Annotated in this window: 13 protein-coding genes and 1 riboswitch; of the genes, 7 read left to right on the forward strand and 6 right to left on the reverse strand. The window is 69.2% G+C overall.

The annotated features are described in order from the left end of the window. Positions 1–46: 46 nt before the first annotated feature. On the forward strand, positions 47–1,216 hold the full coding sequence (locus OB2597_RS14170; RefSeq protein WP_009806278.1) for a lytic murein transglycosylase: 1,170 nt from the start codon (positions 47–49) through the stop codon (positions 1,214–1,216). Here OB2597_RS14170 and OB2597_RS22105 read toward each other — a convergent pair. The 3 genes from OB2597_RS22105 to OB2597_RS14180 all read right to left on the reverse strand — a co-directional run bounded on the left by OB2597_RS22105 (position 1,203) and on the right by OB2597_RS14180 (position 6,514). Beyond that, positions 1,203–1,361: a hypothetical protein gene (locus OB2597_RS22105; RefSeq protein WP_009806279.1), complete on the reverse strand. Its 159-nt coding sequence runs from the start codon at positions 1,359–1,361 to the stop codon at positions 1,203–1,205. The two genes, OB2597_RS14170 and OB2597_RS22105, sit on opposite strands and share 14 nt — an antisense overlap. 355 nt (positions 1,362–1,716) lie before the next feature. Further along, on the reverse strand, positions 1,717–5,172 hold the full coding sequence (gene smc, locus OB2597_RS14175) for a chromosome segregation protein SMC (protein ID WP_009806280.1): 3,456 nt from the start codon (positions 5,170–5,172) through the stop codon (positions 1,717–1,719). A gap of 139 nt (positions 5,173–5,311) precedes the next feature. Beyond that, complete coding sequence (locus tag OB2597_RS14180; protein ID WP_009806281.1) at positions 5,312–6,514, reverse strand: PQQ-dependent sugar dehydrogenase; 1,203 nt, start codon at positions 6,512–6,514, stop codon at positions 5,312–5,314. Between the two features lie 129 nt (positions 6,515–6,643). Continuing rightward, positions 6,644–6,852: riboswitch (cobalamin riboswitch) on the forward strand. A 34-nt stretch (positions 6,853–6,886) separates the two neighbouring features. Here OB2597_RS14180 and OB2597_RS14185 point away from each other — a divergent pair. From OB2597_RS14185 to OB2597_RS14205, 5 genes are all read left to right on the forward strand, one after another. Continuing rightward, positions 6,887–7,564 carry an energy-coupling factor ABC transporter permease gene (locus tag OB2597_RS14185; RefSeq protein ID WP_009806282.1) on the forward strand — a complete coding sequence of 226 codons (678 nt, stop codon included), beginning with the start codon at positions 6,887–6,889 and terminating at the stop codon, positions 7,562–7,564. Positions 7,565–7,638: 74 nt separating this feature from the next. Beyond that, entirely contained in the window at positions 7,639–8,706 is a 1,068-nt protein-coding gene (cobW, locus tag OB2597_RS14190) for a cobalamin biosynthesis protein CobW (RefSeq protein WP_009806283.1), read from the forward strand. Next, entirely contained in the window at positions 8,703–9,182 is a 480-nt protein-coding gene (locus OB2597_RS14195; RefSeq protein ID WP_009806284.1) for a GNAT family N-acetyltransferase, read from the forward strand. Before cobW ends, OB2597_RS14195 begins: the two co-directional genes overlap by 4 nt. 89 nt (positions 9,183–9,271) lie before the next feature. Next, positions 9,272–13,057 carry a cobaltochelatase subunit CobN gene (gene cobN / locus OB2597_RS14200; protein ID WP_009806285.1) on the forward strand — a complete coding sequence of 1,262 codons (3,786 nt, stop codon included), beginning with the start codon at positions 9,272–9,274 and terminating at the stop codon, positions 13,055–13,057. Further along, complete coding sequence (locus OB2597_RS14205) at positions 13,054–13,527, forward strand: GNAT family N-acetyltransferase (protein WP_148234738.1); 474 nt, start codon at positions 13,054–13,056, stop codon at positions 13,525–13,527. Before cobN ends, OB2597_RS14205 begins: the two co-directional genes overlap by 4 nt. A 4-nt stretch (positions 13,528–13,531) precedes the next feature. Here OB2597_RS14205 and OB2597_RS14210 read toward each other — a convergent pair whose 3' ends face one another. Next, positions 13,532–13,909: a hypothetical protein gene (locus OB2597_RS14210; RefSeq protein ID WP_009806287.1), complete on the reverse strand. Its 378-nt coding sequence runs from the start codon at positions 13,907–13,909 to the stop codon at positions 13,532–13,534. A gap of 216 nt (positions 13,910–14,125) precedes the next feature. Between OB2597_RS14210 and cobO the strand changes: the two genes are divergently transcribed. Next, a complete protein-coding gene (gene cobO / locus OB2597_RS14215) occupies positions 14,126–14,734 on the forward strand; it encodes a cob(I)yrinic acid a,c-diamide adenosyltransferase (RefSeq protein WP_009806288.1) in 609 nt (202 codons plus the stop codon). A 175-nt stretch (positions 14,735–14,909) separates the two neighbouring features. Here cobO and OB2597_RS14220 read toward each other — a convergent pair whose 3' ends face one another. Together OB2597_RS14220 and OB2597_RS14225 are read right to left on the reverse strand one after the other, a co-directional pair. Continuing rightward, positions 14,910–15,467 carry a F0F1 ATP synthase subunit B gene (locus tag OB2597_RS14220; RefSeq protein WP_009806289.1) on the reverse strand — a complete coding sequence of 186 codons (558 nt, stop codon included), beginning with the start codon at positions 15,465–15,467 and terminating at the stop codon, positions 14,910–14,912. Between the two features lie 3 nt (positions 15,468–15,470). Further along, positions 15,471–16,013: a F0F1 ATP synthase subunit B' gene (locus OB2597_RS14225; RefSeq protein WP_040609806.1), complete on the reverse strand. Its 543-nt coding sequence runs from the start codon at positions 16,011–16,013 to the stop codon at positions 15,471–15,473. Positions 16,014–16,019: the final 6 nt, after the last annotated feature.

A 16,019-nucleotide genomic window follows, 5' to 3' on the forward strand; every position in this document is an offset into this window, starting at 1 on the left:
GCCCCGACCTGCTAGGGTGCGCCGAACCGCTTGAGAAAGGATACAGATGCACCGAGTGATCTTTGCCGCGACCGCCCTCTTTCTCGCCGCCAGCCCCGCTTTCGCGGCCTGCGGTGGCAGCTTCGGCACGTTTGTCAGCGGCCTGAAGGCGGAAGCGGTCCAGAGGGGCCACGACCGGGCGACCGTGGATCGATTCTTCGCCTCGGTCCGCCAGGATCCCAAGGTCATCCGGGCCGACCGCGCGCAAGGCGTGTTCCAACTCGACTTCACCACCTTCGCCCGCCGCCTGATCTCGCAGCACCGCCTGAACGCGGGCGCGGCCAACGCGCGCAAATACGACTCCATCTTCGACCGGATCGAGGCCGAGTACGGCGTCAACCGGGGTGTCCTGCTGGCCTTCTGGGCCTTCGAGACCGACTATGGCGCCTTCCAGGGCGACTTCAACACGCTGAACGCCCTGGCCACGCTGGCGCATGACTGCCGCCGCCCCGACCTGTTCCGCCCGCAGATCTTCTCGGCCCTCGAACTCTACGAGAACGGCGATTTCGACCCGGCACGCACCACCGGCGCCTGGGCCGGAGAGATCGGCATGGTCCAGATGCTGCCCGGCGACATCATCGAGAACGGCGTGGACGGGGACGGCGACGGGCACGTGACCCTCAAGACATCCGCCCCCGATGCGCTGATGTCGGGCGCCAGGATGCTGCGGCACCTCGGATGGCGCCCGGGCGAGCCGTGGTTGCAGGAAATCGACGTGCCGGACGGGATGGACTGGTCGAAGACGGGGCTGAGAACCGCAATGTCGCCGCAGCAGTGGCAGCAGATGGGGGTCCGCCCGCGCTCGGGCAGGTGGCTGTCGGATCAGCCCGCCTCGGTCATCATTCCGCAGGGGCGCAAGGGTCCGGCCTTCCTCGCCTACCCGAATTTCAGCGTCTATTTCGAATGGAACCAGAGCTTCACCTACGTGCTGACGGCCGCCTACTTCGCCACCCGGCTGGAAGGGGCGCCGGTCTTCGACGCCGGAAACCCCGAGCCCGGTCTCTCGGACAAGCAGATGATCCGGCTCCAGCGCAGGCTCGTCGCGCGCGGCCATGACGTGGGCGAGGTCGACGGCATCCTCGGGGCGAAGACGCGCGAGGCCGTGCAGCAGGTCCAGCAGGAACTCGGCCTTCCCGCCGATGCCTGGCCCACCCCGGCGCTGCTCAACCGGCTGTAACCACCTCGGCGCCGGCGCCGATGATCAGCCCCAGGGCAAAGATCGTCAGGGCGGTGGCCATGAAGGCCACCAGGAACCCGATCCCGGGTTCCTTTGGATTCAGCTGCGTCCAGAGAGACGACAGCGCATCGCGAAGCATGAGCATCACAGGCTTCCTCTCTTGTCGTGGTACCCCCGGGATCTGTGGCCGCACAGCGGCGGGATCAAACCGTTCGGCGGCTGTTCGCCGAGACCCGGACCGCGGCCCGGCTTGCTCGCGTCAGGCAGCCGGGGCGCCTCTAACCCTCGGCCGGCGCGTCACCGCCCCACGTGTCGCCATCCCCGGATCGCGCCCCGAGGATCCCCCGCCCCGGATCGCGCCCCTGCGCAACAGGACCGACGCGCGGGGGAGCCACCGACGCCCCGGACAATTCCAGGAAACACGACGTGGCAACTCTCGCGCAGGCACCATCTTCACGTGCGATGCACCCCGAGCCTTCCAAGGGCCGGGGGCCGCCGCCTCACGCCACCAGCGCTTCCGCCCGTTTAAGATCGACCGAAACCAGCTGCGAGACGCCCTGCTCCTGCATGGTGACGCCGAACAGCCGGTCCATCCGCGCCATCGTCACCGCATGGTGCGTGATGATCAGGAACCGCGTATCGGTGCGCCGGCACATCTCGTCCAGCAGGTCGCAGAAGCGGGTCACGTTGGCATCGTCCAGCGGCGCATCGACTTCGTCCAGCACGCAGATCGGCGCGGGGTTCACCAGGAACACGGCGAAGATCAGCGCCAGCGCCGTCAGCGTCTGCTCGCCGCCCGACAGCAGCGACAGGACCGACAGTTTCTTGCCCGGCGGCTGACACATGATCTCCAGCCCCGCCTCCAGCGGATCCTCGCTTTCGACCAGCACGAGATTGGCCTCGCCGCCGCCGAAGAGGTGTCGGAACAGCATGCCGAAGTTGCGGTTCACCTGGCTGAAGGCGGCCAGCAGCCGGTCGCGGCCCTCGCGGTTCAGCCCGGCAATTCCGCCGCGCAGGGTCGCGATCGCCTCGGTCAGGTCGTCCTTTTCCCGGATCAGGTTCAGATGCTCGGCCGCGACCTCCTTTGCATCCTCCTCGGCACGCAGGTTGACCGCCCCGAGCGCGTCGCGCTGGCGGCGCAGGCGGTTCAGCTCGTTCTCGATCGCGTCCGAGGGCGGCATCGTGTCGACATCGGCGCCGAGGCTTTCCAGCAGCTGCCGCGGCGTCATCTCCTGCGCCTCGGCGATGCGCTCGGCCGCCGTCTCGACGGCCTCCTGCGCCCCGTCGACCCGGGCCTCGGCCCGTGCCCGCGCCTCGCGCGCCTCCGAGGCGGTCCGCTCGGCATCCCGTTCCGCGGCGACGGCCTCGCGCAGGGCGGCTTCGGCCGCAGACAGCGCGGCGGTCGCCTCGGCCTTGCGCGCCTCGGCCGTCGCGACCGCCACATTCAGATCCTCGCGGCGCGCCGCCAGCTCTGCCGGCACCGTTTTCGCCCTGTCCAGCTCGGCCCTGCTTTCGGCATCGCGCCGCTCGATCTCGGCGATCCGCTTGTCCGCCGTCTCGAGCCGCAGCCGCCAGCCGCTGATCTCCTTTCTGACTTCCTGCGCCCGGCGCACCCGCGCTTCGCCTTCGCGCCGCAGTTCGTCGTGCGACGCGCGGCGGGACATCATGGTGACCCGGGCCGCCTCGACCGCCATTTTTACGTCCTCGACGCCGCCCCGGGCCCGGTCGAGATCGGGCAGATCCGCAAGCGCCGTCTCGGCCTCCTTCAGCTGGGCCGAGGCGGCCAGCGCCTCTTCCTCGTGCCGGGACACGGACAGGCCCAGCGATTCCAGCCGGCTCTCGGCCAGCGACATGTCGGCCTCGGCCCGGTTCAGCTTGCGCGCCGCCTCGGCCACCAGCTGATCCGCCTGCCGCCGCGCCTCGCGCGCGCGCCGGTCGGCATCGGTCAGATCCGCCAGGCGCCTGGAAAGCGACGCATGTGCCGCCTGCGCACCCTCGGCCTGCGCCGTGGCGCGCTCGCTCTCCTGCTTGAGTTCCTCGAGCCGGTTCAACTGCTCCAGGCGCAGGGCCGCCGCCGAGGGCGCATCCTCCGCCCAGGCGCGATAGCCGTCCCATCGCCACAGGTCGCCCTCGATCGACACCAGGCGCTGGCCCGGCCGCAACAGGGGCTGCAGGCGCGGCGCCTCCTCGGGATCGATCAGCCCCACCTGCGCGATCCGCCGGCGCAGCACCGCGGGCACGGTCACCACGTCGCGCAGCGGCATCACACCTGCGGGCAGCGCCGGGGCCTCGGTATAATCGTCCAGCATCACCCAGCCTGACGGTCCGTCCCCCGACACCGCCGGGGCCCGGAGGTCGTCCGCCAGCGCCGCGCCGAGCGCCTTCTCGTAGCCCGACGTCACCCGCACATCGTCGAGAACCTGGCCGCCTTCGCTGGATTCGCGCTGCACCAGCCGGGCCAGCGCCGTGGTCTCCGCCCGCAGCGCGTTCACCTCGCCCTGAGCCGAAGAGAGCGCCGCACGTGCATCGGATTCCCGCGACTGCGTTTCGGCCCGCGCAGTCTCAGCCGCCGTCAGCGTCTCCTCGGCCCGCTGCACCGTGCCCTGGGCCTGAGACAGTTCGGCCTCGGCCGCCGTCCGGTCCTCGGCCGCCCCGGACAGCACGGTCCGGGCCTCGGAGACGGCGAACCGGGCCTTCTCGGCCTCGGATTCGCTGCGCGTCACGGTCCGCAGGCTGTCGTCGTACCACCGCTGAGCCGACTGGTGCCGCGCCGCCAGCCGCGCCACGTCCTCGGTCAGCGTGGCCAGATCGCTCTCGCGCTGCTGCAGCACCGCCGCCGCCTGGCGCGCCGTTTCTTTCAGCTCTGCCAGCGCCGCCTCATGGCCTTCGCCGGCCTTGGCGAGTTCCCTCTGCTCCCACTCGAGCCGGTCGATGGTCTCGCCCGCGTCGCGGTTCAGGCCCTCTTCCCGCGTGCGGTCCTGGACAAGCTGTTCGATCCGGCCGGTCAGAAGGGCGATCGTCTCGGCCGCCCGGGCCTCGTCTTCGGTCAGCGCGTCCCGCTCGACCAGGTGCTTTTGCAGGATGGCCCCCGCGACGGCCTCTTCCTCGCGTTTCGCGGGCAATCCGTCCTCGGCCTTGGCCCGCAGACCCGCGGCACGCACCGCCGCCGCCTCGGCCTGCGCCGCCTCGGCCTCCCGGTTCTTCAGCCCGTCCCTGGCCGCCGTCCGCGCATCGTCCGCCTCTTTCCACCGGCGGTAGAGCAACAGCCCCTCGGCCCGGCGCAACTCGGCGCCGATGGCCCGGTATCGCTGCGCCTGCCGGGCCTGCCGCTCCAGCGTCTGCAACTGCTGGGTCAGCGTCTCGATCACATCGTCGACGCGCTTGAGGTTCTGCTCGGCCGCGTTCAGCTTGAGTTCGGCCTCGTGCCGCCGCTGATAGAGACCGGAGATGCCAGCCGCCTCTTCCAGGATGCGGCGCCGGGCCTTGGGCTTGGCGTTGATCAGTTCCGAGATTTGCCCCTGCCGCACCAGCGCCGGCGATTGCGATCCGGTCGAGGCATCGGCAAAGAGCATCTGGATGTCCCGCGCCCGCACGTCCCTTGAGTTCGCCTTGTAGGCGGACCCGACATCGCGGGTGATCCGCCGCACGATCTCGATCTGGTCCGAGTCGTTGAACGCCGCCGGCGCCAGCCGTTCGGCATTGTCGATGATCAGGCTGACCTCGGCGAAGTTCCGGGCCGGGCGCGATGCGGCGCCGGCAAAGATCACGTCCTCCATGCCGCCGCCCCGCATGGCCGTGGGACGGTTCTCGCCCATGACCCATCTCAGCGCCTCGAGTAGGTTCGACTTGCCGCAGCCGTTCGGCCCGACGACCCCGGTCAGCCCGTCATGGATCAGAAGATCCGTCGGATCGACGAAACTCTTGAAGCCGGTGAGGCGAAGTTTGGAAAACCGCACGGAGCGCGCCTGTCGATGATTCTGGACCGGCTTTCAGACTGACGTAGCCCGCGCGGACTAGTCAACGCCGCCGCGCCCAAATATTGAAGGCGCAGCGGCGATATCCACAACATATTGGCCGGCAATCACCGGAGGCCGATCAATTCCCCGAGGGGGCCGGCGCGATGCGGACAAGCCGCCCGTCCTCGAAATCGGTCAGCGCCAGGATCGTCCCGTCGTCATCGACAGCCAGATCGCGCACGCGCCCCATGTCCCGGACCAGCCGCTCTTCCGCGGTGACCGTGCCGTCCTCCATGACAAGGCGGACGATCCCGCCCGGGTGCAGCGACGAAATCAGCAGGTCGCCGGACCATGCGCCGAACGTCTCGCCCTCGTAGACCACCGTGCCCGCCGGTGCGATCACCGGGTCCCAGAAATACACCGGCTGTTCCATCCCCTCGGCCTGGGCCTCGCCGCTGCCGACCGGGTTCCCGCTGTACTGCGCGCCATAGGAGATCTCGGGCCAGCCATAGTTCTTGCCCGCTTCGGTCAGGTTGATCTCGTCGCCGCCCTTCGGCCCGTGTTCGATCGTCCAGAGCTGCCCGTCGCTCATCCAGGCGCCCTGGATGTTGCGGTGGCCATAGCTCCAGATTTCGTCCATCGCGCTGTCGTCGCCGACATAGGGATTGTCGTCTGGAACCGACCCGTCGAGGTTGAGCCGCACGACCTTGCCGAAGGTGTTGTCAAGCTCCTGTGCCAGGACGCGGTATTCCTGCGTGAAGTGCTCGCCGGTCGTGATGAAGACATGCCCCTCGCCGTCGAACACGATCCGCGACCCGAAATGCATCGGTGCGCTTGCGGCGGGTGTCTGCACGAAGATGTCCTCGACCTCGGTGACCTCGGTCAACTCCTCGTTCAGCACGCCCCGCGCGGCCGCGGTTACGAAACCGCCCTCCACCGGCTTGGCATAGGTCCAATAGATCATGCGGTCGCTTGAGAAATCCGGCCCGAGCGCCACGTCCAGCAGCCCGCCCTGCTCCTGCGCCGCCACCTCGGGCAGACCGGCGATCGGGTCCGACATCTCGCCCGCCTCGCTGACGTGCCGCAGCTGACCGCTGCGTTCGGTCACGAGGTACCCGGCATCCTCCGGCAGGACATCGATACCCCAGGGATGAACGAGCCCGCCCGCAACGGTGGTACGCTCCAGTTCCATGTCGGAAGACACCAGTTCGGCCCGGAACTGGCTGTCGCTTTGAGGCTCGAAGTCGGTGTTGCGATCGCCCCGGTTGAAGGTCGGGTCGGCCAGGACGGGGGCCGCGGCGACAATTACCGCACCGGACAGCAGGCTGGTTCGCAGGGTCATTCACAGTCTCCCTCTGGATTTGGATAACGGGAGTCAACGGCCGGGCCCGGACCGGGTTGCATCACGAGTCCGTCAGCCCGGACCGGCAGGCGCCACGATTCGCTCTTGACCGGGCCGGGCCGCGCGCGGCACAACCGAAAGGCATGGTTCCTCAGACGGGTCTCAGGCCCGAGGATCAAATGGGAATGCGGAGAGGCGACCCACATCGGGGCCTTCAGCCGCAGCCGCCCCCGCGACTGTGAGCGGAGAGCATGTGTCACGAGCCACTGGGCAACCGGGAAGGCGGCACGATGCGACGACCCGCGAGCCAGGAGACCAGCCCTGCGTCAATTCTAACCGGCCGTCGGGGATGACGGCGAAGGAGACAGACACATGCATATCGAACCCGGAATCGTCACTGGCGCGAAAATGGTCCTCAGCTACGGCACGGCCGCCGCGGCCGGCGGCTACACCGCGAAACTGGTCTGGGACCAGGTGAAACGCCTCGACATCGCCCGCCTCGCCATCGGCACCGCCGCCTCGACCGTCCTGACCTTCATCTTCTTCCAGGTCCTGCCGCACTTCCCCGTCGGCGTCTCCGAGGTTCACTTCATCCTCGGCTCGACGCTCTTCCTGCTGTTCGGTGCGGCCCCCGCGGCCATCGGCCTGGCGCTCGGCCTGCTGGCGCAGGGCCTGCTCTTCGCGCCGTTCGACCTGCCGCAGTACACGATCAACGTGACGACACTGCTCGCCCCGCTCTACGCCATGTCGATCCTCGCCCGGCGGATCATCCCCGCCGGTACGCGCTATGCCGACGTGAGCTATGGCCAGGCGCTGGCGCTCTCCACCACCTTCCAGGCCGGTGTCGTGGCATGGGTCGCCTTCTGGGCCTTCTACGGTCAGGGCTTCGGCGCGACCAACGTCGCCTCGGTCCTGTCCTTCGGCGCAGCCTACATGATGGTCATCGTGATCGAGCCTCTGGCCGATCTCGCCGTCCTCGCCGGGGCCAAGACGCTGCGCGACACCCGGGCCGCGCGCCTCTTCACCCCGCGCCTCTTCGCCGCCGCCTGATCCACGGACAGTCCGACGACCATCCCGGGCGGCTCATCGCGAGCCGCCCTTCCACCGTTTGAGGGAGGCACAGGATGCCCGCCAAGATCCCCGCAACCGTCGTCACCGGCTTTCTCGGCGCCGGCAAGACCACCCTGATCCGCCACATGTTGCAGAACGCGAACGGCAAACGGATCGCGCTCATCATCAACGAATTCGGCGACCTCGGCGTCGACGGCGACATCCTGCGCGGCTGCGGCGACGAGGCCTGCCGCGAAGAAGACATCATGGAGCTTTCCAACGGCTGCATCTGCTGCACCGTGGCCGAGGATTTCATCCCGACGCTGGAAAAGCTGCTCGACCGCGAGGAGCGCCCCGACCACATCGTGATCGAGACCTCCGGCCTCGCCCTGCCCCAGCCCCTCGTCCGTGCCTTCAACTGGCCCGCCATCTCGACCCGCGTCACCGTCGACGGCGTGGTGACCGTGGTCGACGGCCCCGCCCATCACGCCGGCACCTTCGCCCATGACGTCGCCGCCGTGGACGCGCAGCGTGCCCTGGACGAGAACCTCGACCACGAGACGCCCCTGTCGGAACTGTTCGAGGACCAGCTCGCCTGCGCCGACATGATCGTCGTGAACAAGTCCGACCTGATGGACTCCACGGCGCTCACCTCCACCACGCAGACGCTGACCCAGGCCACCCGTCCCGGCGTCCGTGTCGTTCAGGCCGCCATGGGTGCGCTGCCGACCGAAGTGCTTCTCGGCCTCGAAACCGCCGCCGAGGCCGACATGGAGGCCCGTCACGAGGTCCACCACCATCATCACCATGACGATGACGATGACGATGAGGACCATGATCACGAACACGAGCACGGCCACGACGAGTTCGAATCCTTCGTCGTCACACGCGGCGAAGTCGCCGACCCGAAGGCCTTCGCCGAACAGGTCGCCGACACGATCCGGGCTCACGGCATCCTGCGCCTCAAGGGCTTCGCCGCCGTCACGGGCAAGCCGATGCGGCTGACCCTGCAGGCGGTCGGTCCCCGCATCGACACCTACTACGACCAGCCCTTCGGCGCCGCCCCCCGCGAAACCCGCCTCGTCGTGATCGGCCAGACCGGCCTCGACCGCGCCGCGATCGAAAGGGCTCTGGCCGCATGATAATCGTCGAACCCGGCGATCCGATCGCCCCGCCCGCCTCGGCCCTGCTCGACGCCAGCCAGGCCCTGATGCGCCGCCTCTTCGACCCCGAGGAGAACCACTTCCTCTCCCACGCCGCGCTGGCGCAGCCCGATGTGCGGTTCTTCACCGCCCGCGACGGCGCGGAGACCCTCGGCTGCGCGGCGCTCAAGCTCTGCGACGGCTACGGCGAGGTCAAAAGCTTCTACGTCTCCGGCGCCGCCCGCGGCCGCGGCATCGGCGCCGCCCTGCTCCGCCAGATCGAAGACACGGCCCGCGACGAAGGCGTTTCGCTCCTCCGCCTCGAAACCGCCGACAGGCTCGACGCCGCCTGCCGCCTCTACGAACGCCACGGCTTCACCCGGCGCGGCCCCTTCGGCGCCTATGCCGAGAACGGAACCTCCGTCTTCATGGAAAAGACCCTCCCAGCCACGGAAGAGGCCGAGACCGCCGCCTGACCGGCCGGGGCGCCCGCCCCCGCTTCTTTGGTCCCGCAAATATCCCCGCCGGAGGCATCGCCCCGCAGGGGCGACCCCGGACACCCGCCATGCACCTTCTCGCCGCCACGCCCGGACGCATCGACGACACCGAGGCCGTCGACCTCGCCCAGACCCCGGCCGAAATCGTCGTGATCTCCGCCGCGGACACCGAACTCGCCGCCCTCTCCCACGCCCGCGCGGCGATGCAGGATCCGCCCTCCCTCAGGCTGGCCAACCTGTCGAACCTGCAGCACCCGATGTCCGTAGACCTGCACCTCGACGACACCGCCACGAAATCGAAACTGGTCGTCGCCCGCATCCTCGGCGGCGCCGCCTACTGGGCATACGGGCTGGAGCAATACGCCGCCCGCCTGGCCGAGGCCGGCGTGCCCTTCGCCGCCCTGCCCGGCGACGACAGGCCCGATGCCGATCTGCGCCGCCTCTCCACCGTGCCCGAGGAGGACTACACCGCCCTCTGGCAGGCGCTCGTCGAAGGCGGCCCGGACAATGCCCGGACCTTCCTCGCCCATGCCCGGGCCATGCTCGAAGGCGCCGACCGCCCCGCCCCCGCGCGGCCGCTCCTCAAGGCCGGCCTCTACTGGCCCGGCGCCTCCGCCCCCGACCTCGCCACCCTCCGCCGGGCCTGGACCCCCGACGCCCCGACCGTGCCAATCGTCTTCTACCGCGCCCTTCTCCAGGCCGGCGACCTCGGCCCCATCAACCGCCTGACGAAGACCCTCCTGCGTGCCGGTCTCAACCCGCTGCCGGTCTACGTGGCCTCGCTCAAGGATCCGGTCTCCGCCGCCACGCTCGACCATCTCTTTGCCGAAACCACGCCCGAGCTGATCCTCAACCTCACCAGCTTCGCCGTCGGCTCGCCGCACGGCGACGACACCGGAGAAAACCCCCTCACCGCTCCCTCGGCCAACCGGAGCCCGGTCTTCCAGGTCGTTCTTTCCGCCACCTCCGAAGAGGTCTGGTCAGAAACCCTGACCGGCCTCTCGGCCCGCGACATCGCCATGAACGTGGCCCTGCCCGAGGTCGACGGCCGCATCCTCTCGCGCGCGGTCGCCTTCAAGGGCGAGAGCTTCTACGACGAGGCCACCCAGTGCCCGATCGCCGGCTGGCAGACCCGCGGCGACCGGATCGACTTCGTGACCCAGCTGGCCCGCCGCTGGACCACCCTGCGCCGCACCCCGCCGCCGGACCGCCGCGCCGCGATCATCCTCGCCAACTACCCCAACAAGGACGGTCGCCTCGCCAACGGCGTCGGCCTCGACACGCCCGCAGCCACCATCCACGCCCTGTCCCTGCTGGCCAGCCAGGGCTATACCGTGAAGACCCCGCCCGCCGACAGCGCCGCGCTGATGGCCGAGATCACGGCCGGCCCCACCAACTACCTGACGGACCGCGCCGCGCGCACCGGAGGCACGTTCCTCCCCCTCGCCACCTATCTCCAGCACTTCAATGCCCTCCCCTGGGAGGTCAAGCAGCAGATCACCGACAGATGGGGCCGCCCCGAAGACGACCCTTTCCTTCACCACCTCACGCCGGAGGAAGCGCAGGACCCCGGCTTCATCTTGCCGGAAATACTCCCGCCGGAGGCGTCCGGACCGGCCGCCCGGGCCGAAGGCACCCCCGGCTTCAAGCTCTCCCTCCACCCCCATGGCAACGTCATGATCGGCGTCCAGCCCGCCCGCGGCTACAACATCGACCCCCAAGAGACCTACCACGCCCCCGACCTTCCCCCGCCGCACAACTACCTCGCCTTCTACATCTGGCTGCGCGAGGCATGGGGCGCGCATGCGATCGTCCACATGGGCAAGCACGGCAATCTCGAATGGCTCCCGGGCAAGGCCATCGCCCTGTCCGAAACCTGCCTGCCCGAGGCGGTGTTCGGCCCGATGCCCCATATCTACCCGTTCATCGTCAACGACCCGGGCGAAGGCACCCAGGCCAAGCGGCGCGCCCAGGCCGTCATCATCGACCACCTGACCCCGCCCCTGACACGGGCCGAAAGCTACGGCCCCCTGCGCGACCTCGAGGCGCTGGTCGACGAATATTACGAGGCCGCCGGGGTCGATCCGCGGCGCATCGACCACCTCCGCCGCGAGATCCTCAGCCTCACCTCCGCCACCGGCATCGATCTGGATGTCGGCTTCACCGGCGAGGAGGAGACCGACCTGCAAAAGCTCGACGCCTGGCTCTGCGATCTGAAGGAGGCGCAGATCCGCGACGGCCTGCACATCTTCGGCCAGTCCCCGACCGGCCGCCTCTTCCGTGACCTCCTGCTCGCGCTCACCCGCATCCCGCGCGGCGACGGCACGGGGGGCGACGCCTCTCTCCCCCGCGCGCTGGCCCGGGACCTCCACCTCGGGTTCGACCCGCTCGACTGCGACCCAGGGCAGCCCTGGACCGGACCGCGCCCCGCCGCGCTGGCCGCCGTGTCCGACGACCCGTGGCGCAGCACCGGCGACACGGTCGAACGGATCGAGCTTTGCGGCGCCGCGCTGGTCGACGCCATCCTGGCGCCCCCGCGCGAGGCTGCGTGCCCCGGCCCGGCGAGCCGCGCGGTGCTCGATACGATCCGCGACGACATCGCCCCGACCCTCGCGGCCTGCGGCGCGGCCGAGGGCTCGGGCCTCCTCACCGCCCTTGCAGGGCATTTCATCGCCCCGGCGCCATCCGGCGCGCCGACCCGCGGCCGCCTCGACACCCTTCCCACGGGGCGCAACTTCTTCAGCGTGGACAGCCGCGCGGTGCCCACGCCGACGGCTTGGAAGCTCGGCTGGAAATCTGCCAACCTCCTGATCGAGCGTCATCTTCAGGACCACGGCGACTATCCCCGCTCACTGCTGGTCACCGCCTGGGGCACGGCCAACATGCGCACCGGGGGCGACGACATCGCACAGGCGCTGGCTCTCATGGGCGTCAGGCCGCAATGGGACGCCGCGAACCGCCGCGTCACCGGGTTCGAGATCATCCCGGAGACCGCCCTGGGCCGTCCCCGCGTCGACGTCACCCTGCGCATCTCGGGGTTCTTCCGCGACGCCTTCCCCCAGCTCATCGCACTGTTCGACAGCGCCGCCCGGGCGGTCCAGCAGCTCGACGAGCCCGAGGAGATCAACCCGGCCGCCGCGCGGCGGCGCGCGGGCGAGGCGGCGCACCGCATCTACGGATCGAAACCCGGCGCCTACGGGGCCGGCCTGCAGGCGATGATCGACGAACGGCTCTGGTCCGGCACCGCCGACCTGGCGGAGGCCTACCTGACCTGGGGAGCCTATGCCTACGGCGCATCGACCGGCGGCGAGGCCGATCGCGCGGGCCTGGAGCAGCGCCTCTCGCAGGCCGAGGCCGTCGTGCAGAACCAGGACAACCGAGAGCACGACCTGCTGGACAGCGACGACTACTACCAGTTCGAAGGCGGCGCCTCGGCCGCGATCCAACATCTCCAGGGCCGCGCGCGGCCGGTCTATCACAACGACCATTCCCGCCCGGAACGGCCCGTGATCCGCACCCTGGACGAGGAAATCTCCCGCGTGCTCCGCTCCCGCGTCGTGAACCCCAAGTGGATCGAGGGGGTCAAGCGGCACGGCTACAAGGGCGCCTTCGAGATGGCGGCCACGGTCGATTATCTCTTTGCCTTCGCCGCCACCACGGGCGCGGTCAAGCCCCACCACTTCGACCTCGTCGAAGAAGCCTTTCTCGCCGACGAGGAGACCCGCGCCTTCATCGCCGACCACAATCCCGCGGCCCTGCGCGAAATGGCCGAACGGCTGCAGGAGGCGATCGACCGGGGGCTCTGGACACCCCGCTCCAATTCGGCCCGCGCCCGGATCTCGGACCTCGCATGAGCCAAGCGCACACGGAACGGCCGATGCGGCTAGGTCCCGACGACCACCTGGCGCCGGTGCTGGACCTGTTGCGGCGCGCCTTCGCCCCTATGGATGCGCGGATCGACCCGCCCTCCTCGCTTACGCGGATGACCCCTGCCAGCCTCGCGCAAGAGGCGCGCGAGAACGAACTCTGGATCATTCCCGGACCGACGGCCTGCGTGATCCTCACGCCCGCAACCGATCACCTGTACATCGGAAAGCTGGCCGTCGCCGAGAGTGCGCGGGGCACGGGTCTTGCCCGCCGCCTCATCGGCCTCGCCCGGGATCGGGCCGCTGCGCACGGCCTGCCGACACTGCGCCTCCAGACAAGGGTCGAGTTGTCAGAGAACCATGCGACCTTCCGCCGGCTCGGCTTTGTGCAGACCGGACGCACCGCGCATCCCGGCCACGACCGCCCCACGAGCGTGACTTTCGAACGGCCCGTCTGAGCCGCTATCCCGCACATCTGCGCACCACCGGCAGGCGCATCCCGCGACGCCCCCGCAGTTCGGCATCGACCTCGCAGGCCCGCGCAACCGGAGCGTCGCACCGCAGCCGCCCGACCAGAACCGCCGCGTCGCCCGCCAGCTCCGTCACGCGGCACCCGGTCGCCTGCTGGATCGCGACCGCCGCGCGCCCGGCCAGCGGCCCGATCCGAGGGGCGAACTGGCGGTTCGTCCGGACGGCCTGGGCCAGACCGCCCTTGCGATAGACACTGAACTGGCTGCCCTCGACCACATGGCGCGACGGCGGCACGCCACGAAAGCCCGTCGGGGCGGCATCGCAGGCCCCGAGAAGGATCAGCAGGAAAATCGGAATGAGGCGATCCATCGTTTCATTGGCGTCTCAAAAGGTGAACATTCCGTTAAGCCCCAGCCACGAGCGCCCCGCGACGCGAACACGCCACAACGTTCCCGGCGGGCGTCACCGCCGCGCGACCCCGGGACCGCTGCTCGGCGGGTGGCCCCGACGCGGGCCCGATCCGCCCTTTCCCTTGCTCCGCCCGCGGGCCCGCGCTACGCAGTATGTCCGCGACAGGAGAATGCCATGACCGACGATCCCGACCGCCACGCAAGGAAAATGGCCAAGAAAAAGGCCGCCCGCGACAAGATCATGGCCACCAAGACCGACGAGAAGGGTCTGGTCATCGTCCACACCGGCAAGGGCAAGGGAAAGAGCTCGGCCGCCTTCGGCATGATCTTCCGCTGCATCGCCCACGACATGCCCTGTGCGGTGGTGCAGTTCATCAAGGGCGGCATGTCCACCGGGGAACGCGACCTGATCCTGTCGAAATTCACCGACATCTGCGCCTTTCACACCATGGGCGAAGGCTTCACCTGGGAAACCCAGGACCGCACCCGCGACACCGAGATGGCCCAGGCCGCCTGGGAAAAGGCCAAGGACCTGATCCGCGATCCCGCGAACCGCATGGTGCTGCTGGACGAGATCAACATCGCCCTGCGCTATGACTATCTCGACATCGCCGAGGTGACCGGGTTCCTGACCACCGAAAAGCCCGAGATGACCCATGTCGTGCTGACCGGCCGCAACGCCAAGGACGAGCTGATCGAGATCGCCGACCTCGTGACCGAGATGGAACTGGTCAAACATCCCTTCCGGTCCGGCATCAAGGCGCAGGTCGGCGTCGAATTCTAGGCGGCGGCTGCGCAACATCCTCGGGCCGGTCCCGAGGAACTCCCACTTGAACAGGGCGCGGGTCACGGGACCCCTGGGTCAAGCCCGACGATAACCGACCGCGCAAGGGCCTGACGCAACGAAAAAGCCCGGGACGCAGAGCGGCCCGGGCTTTTCTGCAGTCCCGCAGGGGACCTCAGTGCAGCTTTTGTTCGACCGTGTCGATCGAGTCGTCGATCATCTTGTTGGCATCCGCGGCCTTGACCTGACCGGCGATGACCTCGCGGGCGGCGGCAATGGCGACGGCGACAGCGCGGTCCTTGACCTCTTTCACGGCCGAGGCCTCGGCCGAGGCGATCTGATCCTCGGCCGCGGCAAGACGGCGCTGGATCGAGGCTTCGAGATCGAGCTTGGCCTGGGCCGCAGAGTCGGACGCCTCCTTACGGGCGGTCTCGACGATCCGGTCCGCCTGGGCCTGAACTTCTTTCTGCTTGCGCTCGTACGAGGCCAGCAGCGCCTGCGCCTCTTCACGCAGCGATTTCGCCTCGTCCAGTTCCGAGCGGATCTGGTCGGCGCGCTTGTCCAGCATGCCCATCAGCATTCCGGGAACGCCGAAATAGATCAGCACGGCGATGAACAGCAAAAAGCCCAGCAGCACGATGAAGTCGGTGTTGCCGAGCGAAAGGAACGGGCCCGTCGCGGCCGCGGCGGGTGTCGCGGCGATCAGGGCGGCAATCAGGGCAGCATAACGCATCGTTCAGCCTTTCATCCGGTCGGCCACGGCCTTGTCGACAGACGCGGCTTCGGCGGAAAAGCCGAGCCCCGAAACAATGGCCTGGGCGGTGTCCTTGGCGACGGTCTCGACGCTTTCCATCGCGTTCGCGCGGATTTCGGCGATCGCCTTCTCGCCCTCGGCGGTCTTCGCCGCGATTTCGGCATCGGCCTTGGCGGTCGCCGCATCGAGATCGGCCTGGATCTCGGACCGGGTCTCGGCCACGATCCTGTTGGCCTCGACGCGGGCATCGGCCAGCGCCTTTTCATAGGCCGCTTCCGCGTCCTTGGCCTTCTGCTTCAGGTCCTCGGCGGCGGCGATGTCATTGGTGATCGTTCCCGTGCGTTCCGCCAGCACCGCAGAGATCCGCGGCAGCGCGATACGGCTGAGGATGAAGTAGATCGCGATCAGCGTGACGATCAGCCAGAAAATCTGGTTGCCCCAGGTCGAGAAGTCGAGCTGCGGCATGCCCGGTGCGGACGCGGCCTCAGCTGCGTGACCGGCGGCTTGAGTGGTTTCGGTCGCCATGGCGTC

The sequence above is a fragment of the Pseudooceanicola batsensis HTCC2597 genome (genome assembly GCF_000152725.1).
GTDB classification, from domain to species: Bacteria; Pseudomonadota; Alphaproteobacteria; order Rhodobacterales; family Rhodobacteraceae; genus Pseudooceanicola; species Pseudooceanicola batsensis.

Bases quoted from the DNA above. Each gene is read 5' to 3' on its own strand.
- cobW (WP_009806283.1), top strand. From the start codon at position 7,639: ATGCCCGCCAAGATCCCCGCAACCGTCGTCACCGGCTTTCTCGGCGCC.
- OB2597_RS14180 (WP_009806281.1), bottom strand. From the start codon at position 6,514: ATGACCCTGCGAACCAGCCTGCTGTCCGGTGCGGTAATTGTCGCCGCG.
- OB2597_RS14220 (WP_009806289.1), bottom strand. From the start codon at position 15,467: ATGCGTTATGCTGCCCTGATTGCCGCCCTGATCGCCGCGACACCCGCC.
- OB2597_RS14205 (WP_148234738.1), top strand. From the start codon at position 13,054: ATGAGCCAAGCGCACACGGAACGGCCGATGCGGCTAGGTCCCGACGAC.
- OB2597_RS14225 (WP_040609806.1), bottom strand. From the start codon at position 16,013: ATGGCGACCGAAACCACTCAAGCCGCCGGTCACGCAGCTGAGGCCGCG.
- cobO (WP_009806288.1), top strand. From the start codon at position 14,126: ATGACCGACGATCCCGACCGCCACGCAAGGAAAATGGCCAAGAAAAAG.
- OB2597_RS14170 (WP_009806278.1), top strand. From the start codon at position 47: ATGCACCGAGTGATCTTTGCCGCGACCGCCCTCTTTCTCGCCGCCAGC.
- OB2597_RS14210 (WP_009806287.1), bottom strand. From the start codon at position 13,909: ATGGATCGCCTCATTCCGATTTTCCTGCTGATCCTTCTCGGGGCCTGC.
- cobN (WP_009806285.1), top strand. From the start codon at position 9,272: ATGCACCTTCTCGCCGCCACGCCCGGACGCATCGACGACACCGAGGCC.
- OB2597_RS22105 (WP_009806279.1), bottom strand. From the start codon at position 1,361: ATGCTCATGCTTCGCGATGCGCTGTCGTCTCTCTGGACGCAGCTGAAT.
- OB2597_RS14195 (WP_009806284.1), top strand. From the start codon at position 8,703: ATGATAATCGTCGAACCCGGCGATCCGATCGCCCCGCCCGCCTCGGCC.
- OB2597_RS14185 (WP_009806282.1), top strand. From the start codon at position 6,887: ATGCATATCGAACCCGGAATCGTCACTGGCGCGAAAATGGTCCTCAGC.